General features: G+C 73.0%; 10 protein-coding genes and 1 pseudogene. 4 read left to right on the forward strand and 7 right to left on the reverse strand.

Annotated features, from left to right (window positions below):
• Positions 1-17: 17 nt before the first annotated feature.
• A pseudogene (locus ACFVSL_RS00160) lies at positions 18-197 on the reverse strand (DUF3499 family protein); the annotation flags it as partial.
• Between the two features lie 126 nt (positions 198-323).
• Here ACFVSL_RS00160 and ACFVSL_RS00165 point away from each other — a divergent pair.
• Positions 324-680: a hypothetical protein gene (locus ACFVSL_RS00165; protein ID WP_386937423.1), complete on the forward strand. Its 357-nt coding sequence runs from the start codon at positions 324-326 to the stop codon at positions 678-680.
• Positions 681-725: 45 nt separating this feature from the next.
• On the opposite strand, the gene ACFVSL_RS00170 is transcribed toward ACFVSL_RS00165, so the two are convergent.
• The 5 genes from ACFVSL_RS00170 to ACFVSL_RS00190 all read right to left on the reverse strand — a co-directional run bounded on the left by ACFVSL_RS00170 (position 726) and on the right by ACFVSL_RS00190 (position 7152).
• Positions 726-2201, reverse strand: a complete 1476-nt coding sequence (locus tag ACFVSL_RS00170; RefSeq protein WP_386937424.1) for a DUF5719 family protein — start codon at positions 2199-2201, stop codon at positions 726-728.
• Positions 2191-5367, reverse strand: a complete 3177-nt coding sequence (locus tag ACFVSL_RS00175; protein ID WP_386937426.1) for a glycosyltransferase — start codon at positions 5365-5367, stop codon at positions 2191-2193. The genes ACFVSL_RS00170 and ACFVSL_RS00175 overlap by 11 nt, the downstream gene beginning before the upstream one ends.
• A gap of 111 nt (positions 5368-5478) precedes the next feature.
• Positions 5479-5799, reverse strand: a complete 321-nt coding sequence (locus ACFVSL_RS00180) for a WhiB family transcriptional regulator (RefSeq protein WP_386937428.1) — start codon at positions 5797-5799, stop codon at positions 5479-5481.
• 181 nt (positions 5800-5980) lie between these two features.
• Positions 5981-6943 carry a UDP-glucose 4-epimerase GalE gene (gene galE / locus ACFVSL_RS00185; protein WP_386937430.1) on the reverse strand — a complete coding sequence of 321 codons (963 nt, stop codon included), beginning with the start codon at positions 6941-6943 and terminating at the stop codon, positions 5981-5983.
• 71 nt (positions 6944-7014) lie between these two features.
• Positions 7015-7152, reverse strand: coding sequence for a hypothetical protein (locus ACFVSL_RS00190; RefSeq protein ID WP_386937432.1), 138 nt, complete (start codon positions 7150-7152; stop codon positions 7015-7017).
• 85 nt (positions 7153-7237) lie between these two features.
• Here ACFVSL_RS00190 and ACFVSL_RS00195 point away from each other — a divergent pair, with 85 nt between their 5' ends.
• On the forward strand, positions 7238-8194 hold the full coding sequence (locus tag ACFVSL_RS00195; protein ID WP_386937433.1) for a GlxA family transcriptional regulator: 957 nt from the start codon (positions 7238-7240) through the stop codon (positions 8192-8194).
• Here the strand turns inward: ACFVSL_RS00195 and manA are convergent, their stop codons facing one another.
• Positions 8195-9460: a mannose-6-phosphate isomerase, class I gene (gene manA / locus ACFVSL_RS00200; RefSeq protein WP_386937434.1), complete on the reverse strand. Its 1266-nt coding sequence runs from the start codon at positions 9458-9460 to the stop codon at positions 8195-8197. It lies immediately after the preceding gene.
• A 101-nt stretch (positions 9461-9561) separates the two neighbouring features.
• Between manA and ACFVSL_RS00205 the strand changes: the two genes are divergently transcribed.
• Both ACFVSL_RS00205 and ACFVSL_RS00210 read left to right on the forward strand, forming a co-directional pair.
• A complete protein-coding gene (locus ACFVSL_RS00205; protein WP_386937436.1) occupies positions 9562-10935 on the forward strand; it encodes an O-antigen ligase family protein in 1374 nt (457 codons plus the stop codon).
• The gene (locus ACFVSL_RS00210; RefSeq protein WP_386937438.1) at positions 10932-12209 is read left to right on the forward strand and encodes an O-antigen ligase family protein; all 1278 of its coding nucleotides are present in this window, start codon (positions 10932-10934) and stop codon (positions 12207-12209) included. Before ACFVSL_RS00205 ends, ACFVSL_RS00210 begins: the two co-directional genes overlap by 4 nt.
• The last annotated feature ends 91 nt before the right edge of the window (positions 12210-12300 follow it).

The raw sequence follows: 12300 nt of genomic DNA on the forward strand, positions 1-12300 counted from the left end.
CCACCGAGTGCGGTGTGCCTCACGACCTGCCAGCCCACCGGGGCCGAGGTGCGCTCGGCGTGCCGGGCGCAGAGATCGTAGCCGTGCGGTTCGCGCACGACCGCGAGCGGGCCCAGCACCGCCGTCGACTCGGCGTAGTCGAAGGTCAACGTCGCAACCGCCTCGGCGGCGCATGCGGTTCGCGAACAACGTCTCATGGCAGATCAAGAGTAGCGATCGGCGCCGACAATAGGATGGAATGCATGCCCCGCTCTCGTCGTGTCGCGCCCAGCTCTCCGAGACGGCTCGCTCGTGACCGTCACGGCCGCGGAATGCGCTCGCCCGTGACCGGACCGCACCTGCCGCTGCTCTCGACCCGGCTCGACGAGTTCGAGCTCACGATCGGCACGACCGTCTCGTACCTGCGCGGGCTCTGGCCCGAGCTCGACGGCGTCGTCTTCGAGGTCGCGCAGGCACCGGCCGAGGCGATCCACGACGACCACGTCGACCGCTGGAAGGTCTACCACGACGAGCGTCGCATCGTCTTCTTCCGGCTGCCGATCGTGCGTTTCCTCCGGCTGCAGGAGGGCGAGGACCGCGACGAGAAGCTGCTCGTCGAGAGCTGCGTCTTCCGCGCCGTCGCCGACTTCCTCGGCCGCGACCCGTGGGAGCTCGCGCCCGGACGCTACCGGCACTTCTGAGGCCGATCCGCCGCCGCCCGATTCGAGCGACGGCGGCCGGATCGCCTAGCGCGGCGTGACGACGATCGGCGAGTCGAGCGGCCCCGGCGGGCGGACCGGGAACGACGCGAGGGCGCGTTCGCCCGAGAACGACACCGTCGCGTGCACCCCGGCCGCTTCCCCGAGCTCGACCACGCTGCGCGGATCCAGCTCGATCGACATCGCCTCGTCGGGCGCCAGGCTGAGCGAGCGCTCCTCGCCGTCGACGACGGCCCGCACCTCGAGCTCGTCGTCGCCCGGGTTCAGCAGGTGCAGCACCGGGCCCGGGCCCTGCGGCACCGCCACCACGGCGGCCTCGAGCAGCGGGGAGGTCGCGACCGTCCATGCGAGGTCGACGGCGGCCTCCTCGTCGGCGCCGTCGGGCGCGGTCTGGGCCTGCGGCGTCCCGGTGGTCGCGCGGGCCGCGGCGACGATCGGCGCATCGGCCTCGAGGGTGATCGTGTAGTCGCCCTCGTCGAGCTCGCCGAGGGGCACGTCCGTGGCTTGGCCCGGCTCGAGCGTGACGTCGATGCTCGTGCCGCCGCCGCCCGACTCCGAAGCCACGCCGATCGAGACCTCGGCGGGCTCGTCGCCGGGTGCGAAGAGCCGCACCACCGGATGGTCGTCGCCCTCGGCGTGGTCGTCGGCGGGGTCGACGCCGCCCGCGACGGGGACGACGAATCCGGGGATCACCTGGGTGGTCGCGGGCATCGCCGTCGGACCGATGAGCTCGACGCCCGCGGGAGTGAGCCCCTCGACGACCGAGTGCTGCAGCGATGCCGCGATCGCGCCGCCCGTGCTCGTGACATGCACCACGGGCGAGTGGAGGTTCGGGGCCAGGCCCGCCAGCGAGAGCACCCGCTGCTCCCCCGCCGGCACCGTGATGCCGAGCGCCGAGGGGGCGTCGACGCCGCCGTTCTCCCCGCTGACGCGCACGTCGACGGTCGACGCGACCGCGCTCGGGTTCGCGAGCAGCACGATGGTGCTCCGCCCGACGTCCGTGGCGCCGCCGACGAGCCATGCCTCGGCGACCGCCTCGTCGCATGCGGCGGCGGCGAACCCGGCGATCGTCTCGCGGTCGCTCCGCTGCCCCTGCGCTCCGGCCAGTTCGCCGACGCCCGCGGCACCGGCCTCCGTCGTGATGGCGAGCGGGGTGCCGTCGCGGTCGGCGTTGGGGTTCTCGGGCGCGGCGAGCGGGGTCTCGGTGATCTCGACGTCGTCGGGCGAGACGCCCGTCGTGACGGAGGTCGAACCGAACGAGACCGCGGTCGTCGCGTCGGTGTCGTCGTCGCCGAGCGCGAGCAGGGGGCCGGGGCAGACGCGCAGCTGCCCCGTCTCCGTCGGCTCCACGACCGTCGACGGCGGTTCGACGCGGAAGTCGGGCCACGGGACCAGGGCCGCCGCCGCGATCGCCGCGGCGGCGATGCCGCCGGCGGCCACCAGGGCGAGGGCCTTGCCGCTCGCGCGAGCGACGTTGCGAGCGAGTGCGCGCTTATCGGCCATCGTCGTCTCCTTCGCTCGCGGGGGCGGGTTCATCGGGGCGCTCGGGGCCTGTCGCGCCATCGGATGCCTCGGCGCCGGAGCCGCTGGACCGGGCCGTGGGCTCGTCTCGGACTCCGCCCTCGTGTCCGGTCTCGACTCCGGGCTCCGTCTCGGCCGCCGCTTCGGCATCCGCTTCCGGCCTCGCGTCGACTGCGGCGGCATCTCCGCCCTCGTCCGAGCCCGCGACCGGCTCCGCTTCGCCTGCCGGTCCGCCCGCCGTGTCGCCGGACTCGTCGTCGCCGCCGGCCGCGTGCTCGGCGATCGCGGATCCGGCGCCGACCGGCGCGGCTGCGGCCCCGCGCGCCGTGCGCCTGGGCTTCACCGGACGACGCTCGGGACGGCGATCCGCCTCCCTGCCGGCACCCGTGGGGATCGAGAGCAGCAGCGTCGCGCCGAGCACGAGCAGCTGCACGGCGATGACGACGCCGGCGATCCAGCCACCGGCGTCGGCCGGGATCTGCGCGGCCGGGGCGTCGGGTTCGGCGTCCGTGAACCGCCAGAGCGTGCCGAAGTCGGTCTCGCCGACGGCGACCAGCGCCGGGTTGGCGTCGAGCGCGGTGCGCGCGCGATCGGCCACCGCCACCGCGGCCACGTCGTCGAGATCGCTCGCGTCGTCGAGGAGCACGAAGGACGCGCCGAACTCGTCGACGGCCGCCTCGGCGCCCGATCCGCTGCGCGAGGCGAGGTTGCCGGCGACGAGCGCGAGCTCCTCCTCGTCGGCCGAGAGCGTGCGCGCGGTGGCGGCGAGCGTCGACTGCTCGTCGAGCGTGGTCCCGGTGCCGCGCTCGAGCGTGGCGCGCAGCACGCCGTCGGACTCGGGCGTCAGCCGGAGCGTCGTCACCCTGGGGTCGGTCTCGGCCTCGGCACCGACGAACGCCGGAAGGGTGCGGGCCGCGGCGGGCTGCACGGCGACGGAGCCCGTCGCGAGCGCGATCCCGGTCGGCAGCACCGCCGCAGCCATGGCGGCGAACACCACCCACCCGAGCAGGGCGCGGCCGCGGCGCATGGCATCGAGCGCGAGCACCGCGGCGAGCACGAGCCCCAGCCAGGCGAGGCTCAGGCCGCCGCCCGTCCAGACCGGTACGGCCGCGGGGCCTGCCGAGGCGACCGAGAGGTGCGCCGCGGCGACCGCGGTCGCGAAGCCGAGCAGGGCGATCCCGAGCGAGAGCACGGCCGCCCTGAGCGAGCGGGTGAGCACCGCGGTGAGCGCGACGATCACGAGCGGGAGGACGAGCGCGCTGAGCGCGATGCGGAAGTCGACCGAGCCGGAGGAGGGGAAGAAGTCCTCCCATCCGCCCCAGGAGCCGTCGGGAAGCCCGAGCGCGAGCTGCCACGTCGACGGGATCCCGCTGCCGGTCGGAAGTCCGGGATCGGCGACGAGGCCGAGCGGGGTGCCGCGGCGGAGTTGATCGATGACGAGCGGAAGTCCGAGCACGAGTGCGGGGATCGGCAGTCCGATGAGGCGCACCCACGCCCGGCCGCTGACCGCGAGTGCGACGACCCAGGCGACGAGCAGTGCCGGGACGAGGCTGGGAGCGGCGCCGACGAGCGCCGCGAGCAGCAGTGAGGCGGTCGCCGCCGCAGCCCAGGACGTCGCCGCGCCGAACGCGGCGAAGACGAACCAGGCGAGCAGCACGTGCGCGAGCACGGCGCCGGGGCGGCCGTCGCCGAGGGCGACGAGGAACGGAGGGGCGAAGGCCCAGAGCAGTGCGGCGACGGCGCGCACCGACGCCCGGTCGGTGAGGCGCGAGGCCGCGAACCAGGCGCCGACCGCGGCGGCGGGGATCGCGAGCAGCCAGAGCAGGAGGAGCCCGAACGACGGCGCCCAGAACGCCACGGACCCGAGGACCGCGAGGACCCCGGCGAACGGGTCGGCGGCACCGACGAATCCGGTGCCGAGGTCTCGCCAGCCGTAGGCGGCGTTGCGCCAGAGCTCGGCGAGGTCGCTCGAGAGCGGCTGGAGCGCGCCGCCGCCGACCCCGCCGGAGCCGAGGAGCCAGGAGAAGAGCCCGATGGAGGCGGCCGCCGTCACCAGGAGGATCCACCCTCCGCCGGTGCCGATGAACTGCAGCTCGTGCTTGCGCCCCCTTGCGCGCTCCCGGCGCGCCTCCGCGGCGTGCTGGCGGCGACGGCGCATCTCGTCGGGCTGCATGCGCAGCGGCGCGACGGCCGACCAGCCGACTGTGCGCGCCGCCTTCAGGGTGCGACGGGCGCGCGGCACCTTCGCGCCCGAGAACATCGTCGTGAATGCCGCCGCGAACTCGCCCGGGATGGCGCCCGGCGCCTTGACGAGCAGCAGTCGCACCGAGCGGAGCACGGCGAGCAGGAGGAAGCTCAGCCAGTGGATCGGCACGAGCGGGAGCGGCGCGTAGACGAGCCTGCGGTGCAGCTGCGCCGCGCGCGTCGCGCGCACCCGACGGCGCGTCGTGCGCGCGCGCGAGCCGGCTTCGGGGCCCGCGACGCCGACGCCCGCGAAGCGCACCTTCGCCTCGGGCACGACGGCCACCCGGTGCCCGGCCAGGCGGGCGCGGATCGAGAGGTCGAGCGCGTCGTCGACGGTGGGCAGCCCGGGGTCGAATCCGCCGAGCGTGCGCCAGACGGTGTGCCGCACGAGGACGGCTGCGGGATCGAGCCCGAGGACGTCGCTGAGCCCGTCGTGCTGGCCCTGGTCGAGTTCATCCGTGACGATGGCGACGCTGCGTCCGAGGCGGGTGATCGATCGGCCGAACCGGGCGATGCGCTCGGGTTCGTCCCAGTCGACGAGCTTCGGCCCCGCGACGGCGACCGACTTCGCGGTCTCGAGCGCGGCCACGAGCTGCGCGAGCGCGTCGGGCGCCGGTGCGCTGTCCTCGGCGAGCAGCCAGAGCGCGTCGGCGTCGCTCGCGGGGTCTTCGAGCACGCGGTCGGCCGCCCGGATCGCCTCGCCGAACGATCGGCGCTGCGAGAGGTCGATGACGTGCGACGGCGAGGCCGTGACGATCTGCTCACGGGCGACGTCGTCGGCCTCGGTCAGTACGACGACGAGGGCGTCGGGCGCCCGCTCCTGCGAGCGGAGGGCGTCGAGCGTCTGGCGCAGGTGGTCGCCGCCGTGGTGCACGACGAGGACGGCGGTGACTCTGGGGAACATCGGGGTCAGCCTAAGCGGCGGACCGCGCGGCATCCGCAAGCGAGGCGGGCGCGCCTCGAAAACGTCGGCCGGAATGCCGAGCGCGGAGCCTGCCGAAGCAGGCTCCGCGCCTCACACCGCCCGCTTGCGGAGCTTGCGCCGCTCGCGTTCGGAGAGTCCGCCCCAGATGCCGAAGCGCTCGTCGTTGCCGAGCGCGTACTCGAGGCATTCACCCCGAACCTCGCAGCCGGTGCAGATCTTCTTCGCGTCCCGCGTCGATCCGCCCTTTTCAGGGAAGAACGCCTCGGGATCGGTCTGCGCGCACAATGCGTCGCTCTGCCACGCCAACGGATTGTCGTCGTCGACTGACGGTCGCACGCCGGGAACTCCCAGCCTGACCGGATCGATGAACCAATCGTCAGGTACTCCAGAACGATATTCAGGACTTCCCATATCGTCTCCCACCCAGTTGTACCGACCACCCAGAGGGTGTGTCACGACCAATTACACCGGTGTAGTTCGCGAGAGTCAAGTCGTAGATCGTAAACCCTCGACTCGCCGTCGAGGCTTCACGAGGGTCACGACACGCCGGGTGTTGAGGAGACGTTATGAATCGGTCGAGGATGCCGCGTGCTCAGCTCGCGGCGCGGCGGGCCTCCCAGGCGCTCCGCACCATGTCGGTCAGCGAGTGGCGCATGCGCCAGTCGAGGTCGCGGGCCGCGAGCTCGCCCGAGGCGACGATGCGGGCGGGGTCGCCGGCGCGACGAGGTGCGACCTCGGGCTCGAACGCGATGCCGGTGACCTCGGCGACCGCGGTCATGATCTCGCCGACCGAGACGCCGTCGCCCGATCCGAGGTTGTACACGGGCTCGACCGTCTCGCCGGCCTCGAGCCGCTGCGCGGCGACGACGTGCGCCTCGGCCAGGTCGGCGACGTGGATGTAGTCGCGCACGCAGGTGCCGTCGGGGGTCGGGTAGTCGACGCCGTTGATGCGCGGGGTGCGCCCGTCGAGCAGGGCGTCGAACACGAGCGGGAAGAGGTTGTGCGGGCTCGGGTCGAAGACCTCGGGCGTGCCCGAGCCGACGACGTTGAAGTAGCGGAGGCTCGTGTGGGCGAGGCCGGCGGCCCGCGCCTGGTCGGCGAGGAGCCACTCGCCGATGAGCTTCGACTCGCCGTAGGGCGACTCGGGGTGCTTCGGCGTCGCCTCCGTGACGAGGTCGACGTCGGGCGTGCCGTACACCGCCGCACTCGAGGAGAAGACGAGGTTGGCGACGCCCTTGGCCTCCATCGCGGCGAGGAGGGTCGCGGTGCCCGTGACGTTCTGCTGGTAGGTGTGCAGCGGCCGCTGCACCGAGACGCCGGCGTACTTGTAGCCGGCGAGGTGCACGACGCCGCGGATGCCGTGTCGGTCGAGCGTCGACTCGAGGACGCGCCCGTCGAGGATCGAGCCCTGCACGAAGGGGATGCCGTCGGACACGAATCCGCGCCGGCCCGAGGAGAGATCGTCGACGACGACGGTGTCGATGCCCTTCGCCGCGAATGCCCGCACGACGTGCGCACCGATGTAGCCCGCTCCCCCGGTGACCAGCCAGCTCATGTTCGACCTCTCTGAGCGGCGGTGTCTCCGGCGCCCACCCGATCGTAACGAACAAGCCGGCGCCCGGTCGCTCAGCTGAGGCGCTCGACGTGGCGGTTGCGGTCGCGGATCTCGGGGCGACCGTAGCCGTCGCCGTCGAGTCGGAGCACGGTCGCGAGGACTCCCCAGACGGCGAGCCCCGCGAGGACGAGGAGAATGATGGTGGTCATGGCAGTAAATCTACGTCTTGCCAGAAACTGCCGACAGTGGCAGAGTTGACAGTAATCGATCGATTTCTGCCAAGCGGAGGGCACCGTGCTCAATTCCATCGCCTGTCTCGCCATCCCCCAGATGGCGCCGTTCGAGTTCGGCGTGATCTGCGAGGTCTTCGGCATCGATCGCTCCGAGCACGGCGGGCCGACCTTCGACTTCCACGTGGTCGCCGCCGAACCGGGGCCGATCCCGACGAAGCTCGGCTTCGACCTGGTCGTCCACGAGGGGCTCGACTTCGCCCGCACCGCCGACCTCGTCGCGGTCCCCGCCGCCCTCATCGACGAACCGCTCGACGAGCGTGTCGCCGAGGTGATCCGCGACGCCGTGGCCCGCGGCGCCTGGGTGCTCAGCGTCTGCTCCGGCGCCTTCACGCTCGGCCGCGCCGGGGTGCTCGACGGGCGTCGCGCCACCACCCACTGGATGTACACGGATCGCCTCGCCGCCGAGTTCCCGACCACCGAGGTCGACCCCGACGTGCTCTTCGTGCAGGACGACCGCGTCGTCACCGGGGCCGGCACCGCCGCGGGCATCGACGCAGCACTCCACATCGTGCGCAGCGAGCTCGGCGCGAGCGCCGCGAACATCATCGCCCGCCGCATGGTGGTGCCGCCGCAGCGCGACGGCGGCCAGTCGCAGTTCATCCAGACGCCCGTCGGCGAGTGCCGCAGCGACTCCTTCGCCACCATCACCACGTGGATGCTGGAGCACCTCGACGAGGAACTCACCGTCGACCGGCTGGCCCGTACCGCGCTCATGTCGCCGCGCACCTTCGCGCGCAGGTTCCGCGCCGAGACCGGCACCACGCCGAACGCCTGGCTCAACCGGCAGCGGCTCCTCAGGGCTCAGCAGCTCCTCGAGGAGACCGACCTCAACCTCGAGCAGATCGCCCGCGACACCGGGTTCGGCGCCGCGGCCGTCATGCGGCACCACTTCGTCAAGGTGCTGCAGACGACGCCCACGGCCTACCGCAGGCTGTTCGGCCTCCGCGTCGCGAGCTGATCAGGCGGCGGGCACCCCGGCGACGCCCACCGTCGCGATCCACGCGTCGCCGTCGCCCGCGACGACGAGCTCCACTTCGTCGGGGGTGACGTACATCGCCTCGCCCCGCTCGAGCCGCACCGGCTCGGTCGTGACCGCCCCGCGCAGTTCGATCGCCGCGCCCTCGGCGACGACGATCGCGGGGCCCGCGAGCGGGACGCCCGCCTCGCCGCCGGCCGTCGACGGCTCGACCCGGTAGAGCGAGAAGTCGGGCACTCCGGGCCGGAACAGCCGCACTCCCGGCGCCACCTCGACGGGCGCGAGCCTCGGCGGCGGCATCGGAGTGAAGTCGAGCACCCGCGCGAGCTCGTCGACGTCGATGTGCTTCGGGGTGAGCCCGCCGCGCAGCACGTTGTCGCTCGCGGCCATGAGCTCGATGCCGAGCCCGTCGAGATAGGCGTGGATGTTGCCGGCTGCCAGGTACAGCGACTCGCCCGCCCGCAGTCGCACGCGGTTCAGCAGCAGCGAGATGACGATGCCGGGGTCGCCCGGGTACGCCTCGGCGAGCGCGCCGACGGTCTCGAACGAGAGGGCGTACGGCGACGCGGCCGCCTCGGGCGATGCAGCGAGCGCGGTCACCCGCTCGATGACCCAGCTCGCCTCGCCGGTGTCGCCGCCGCGGCCGTCGGTCAGCAGCCATTCGACGGTCGTGCGCAGCCCGTCGGCGCCCGCGAGGTGCGATTCGAGCAGGTCGAGCGCGCCGGGTTCGGGCGCCCCGGATGCCTCGTCGGCGGCCCGGAGGACGGTGAGCACGCCGCGCACCTCGTCCAGCGGCCGGAACCCCGACAGTGCGTCGAAGGTCTCGCTCACCGCGACGATGAGCTCGGGCTTGTGGAACTCGTCCTTGTAGTTGCGGTCGTACGCGTCGATCGGCACCCCGTCGGCCTCGTCGCGGGCGAAGCCCTCGCGCGCCTGCTCGGGGGTCGGGTGCGCCTGCAGCGAGAGCGGCGCGCCTGCGGCGAGCACCTTCAGGAGGAACGGGAGGCGCGCGCCGCGGGCGGCGAGCCCGGTGCCGAGGGCCGCCACCGGATCGGCCGCGATCCACTCGGCGAGGTCGGCGTGCCCGCCGGCCGCGCCGCCCACGATGCGTGCGGGCGAGCCGGCGTGCGCACCGAGCCAGAGCTCGGCCTCAGGGCCGCCGGAGGCCGGCCGGCCGCGGTACTCGGCGATCGCGCTCCTCGATCCCCAGGCGTAGTCGCGGGGGGTGTTGTCGATCGCCACGAACATGCGTGCTGGTCCCTTTCCTCGGCGTGGGTCCAACCTAGCAACCGCTGCAGGCGTGGATTCCCGGCCTCACAGCCGGCCCCGCGTTCGTCTAGCCTTACTGCATGACCTCGGATCGGCGCAGCGCGCTCATCGGTGCGTATGCGACGTTCGCACTCTTCACGCTGCTCGCGGGCCAGTTCTGGCGCAACCTCCTCGGCTGGTGGGGCTTCGGCATCGTCGCCGCCCTCGTGCTGGGCGGCGCGATCTGGCTCGTCGTCGCGACGAGGCCGAGCTGGAACTGGCGGCGGGTGCCGAAGTCGACGCTCGTCTTCCTCGTTCTCGCGACCCTCTCGATCGCGTGGTCGTTCTACCCCGGTGCCTCCGCGCTCGGCGTCGCGCTCACGCTCGCGACGACGTTCGTCGCCGTGGCGCTCGCGCTCTGCCTGCCCTGGGCCGGCATCGCCCGCTCGCTCGGGGCGGCGATCAAGTGGGTGCTCGCGCTCTCCCTGCTCTTCGAGCTCTGGGTGACGGTGTTCGTCCGCGAACCCCTGCTGCCGAATTTCCCCGACTTCGACCCCGACGCCGAGAAGATCCCGATGGCCTTCTACTGGTCGCGGGCGCTGCTCTTCGACGGGGGCCCGATCGAGGGCATCCAGGCGAGCCGCAACCTGCTCGCCATGACCGCGCTGCTCGGTCTCATCGTCTTCGGCACGATGCTCGCGGCCGGCACGATGCGGCGGGTGAGCGGCATCTTCTGGCTCGTCGTCGCGGGTGCGGTCTTCGCCCTGACCCGGTCGGCGACCGTCGTCCTCGTCGCCGTCGTCGTCCTCGTCGCCCTCGGCTTCGCGCTGTGGGCGCGACGCGTCGGCCCCGAACGCCGTGCCGGCGTGTACTGGGCGGCCGGCGCCGCGCTCGTGGCATCCGTGGCCCTGCTCGTCGTGTTCTGGAACCGGCTGCTCGAGCTCTTCGGCAAGGGCGAGGACCTGACCGGCCGGCTCGACATCTGGAGCGCCGTGCTCGGCATGATCGGCGAGCGCCCGATCGCGGGCTGGGGCTGGGTCGGCTACTGGAACCCCTTCGTCGACCCCTTCGACGACCTCGCCGTGCGGAAGGGCGTCGTGTACCTGCAGGCGCACAACGCCTGGCTCGACGTGTGGATGCAGCTCGGCCTCATCGGCCTCATCGCCTTCGCCTCGATCGTGATCGGCGCACTGTGGCGCTCGTGGTTCCTCGCCGTCGACCGGCCGATGGATGCCTCGGGCCGATCCGTCCCGTACACCTCCGCCGCGCTCCTCCCCCTCCTCGTCCTCGTGGCGCTCATCGGCCAGAGCCTGGCGGAGAGCCGCATCCTCGTCGAGAGCGGGTGGGTGATGCTCATCGCGATCGCGTGGGCGACGAAGCGCCGCCAGTGGGAGCACGAGCCGCTGCCGACGGGTCCGCGGGCGAAGCGATTCGGCGGGCTCGACGCGCAGAGCGTGCGCGACGGGGCCCGATGACGTCGGGCGGGGCGCCGGCGCGCGCCGAGATGATCCGCGAGTTCGTGGGTTCGGCCCGGTTCGCGCAGGCGGTCTCGCTGATCGCGATCGGGCTGGCGTTCAGCACCCACGCGGTCCGCGCCCTCATCGGGTGGCCCGGCCTGCTCGCGGCCCTCGCCGGCCTGCTCGTGCTCTGCGCCGCCTCGCTGGTCACGCGCTGGCGCGCGATCGAGTGGTACGGCATCCTGCCCCTGACGATCCTCGTGTTCGTCGGCTGGTGCGCGGCCTCGGTGCTCTGGAGCACGACGCCGGGGGCCTCGGCGGCCCGGGTCGTCTACCTCGTCGCGTTCGCCGTGCTCGGCATCTACGTGGCGCTCATGCGCGACACCATCCAGATCGTCCGAGCGTTCGGCGACACCCTCCGGCTGCTGCTCACCGTCTCGCTCGCGCTCGAGCTGCTCGCGGGCATCCTCATCGACTCGCCGATCCCGTTCCTCGGGATCAACGGCGACCTCGCCGCGCTCGGCCCGATCCAGGGCATCTTCGGCTCCCGCAACATGCTCGGCTTCGTCGCGCTCATCGGGTTCATCACCTTCATCGTCGAGTGGCGGATGCACATCATCTCGCGCGGGCGCGCGATCGCCTCGGTCGCCCTCGCCCTGGGCTCCATCGTGCTCTCGGGCTCCCCCACCGCCTGGATCGCCCTCGGTGCGGCACTCGTCGCCCTCGCGGCGCTCTACGGGCTGCGGCGGGTGCCCACGGCGAGCCGCTGGCGATGGCAGCTCGCGCTGCTCGTCACCGCGGCGGCCGCACTCGTCACCGGCTGGATCCTGCGCATCCGCATCATCGAGCTGCTCGACGCCCGGGCGGAGTTCGACGTGCGCCTCGACCTCTGGCGCGAGCTGTCGCGCTACCTGAGCCTGAACCCGCTGCAGGGCTGGGGCTGGGTCGGCCGATGGCCCGATGCGCCGCCGTACACCTGGCTCGAAGCGGGGGCCGGTCGGCCGCACGAGTCGGCGCTGAACGCGTACCTCGACGCCTACTTCCAGGTCGGCGTCATCGGCGCCGTCGCCTTCGCCGCGCTGATCGGCGTCGCCCTCGTACGCGCGTGGCTGCTCGCGTCGAACCGGCGCAGCGTCGTGTACGTGTGGCCCGCCCTCGTCCTGGTCGCCGTCACGGTGACGAGCGCCGCCGAGAGCTTCGCCCTGTACGAGGGCGGGTGGATGCTCGTGGTGATCTGCGCGGTGAAGGCCGCGCGCGACATGAGCTGGCGGGACGCGCTCAAGCGGAGCTGAGCGGGTGGTCGGTTCCTTAGCCCGGTGTTTCTGGGAGAGAATTGCTGGAATGCGCACGACACCGGCCGGGCGCCGCAGCCCCGAAATTGAG

This window comes from Agromyces sp. NPDC058064 (assembly GCF_042885275.1).
In the GTDB taxonomy this organism is placed as follows: domain Bacteria; phylum Actinomycetota; class Actinomycetes; order Actinomycetales; family Microbacteriaceae; genus Agromyces.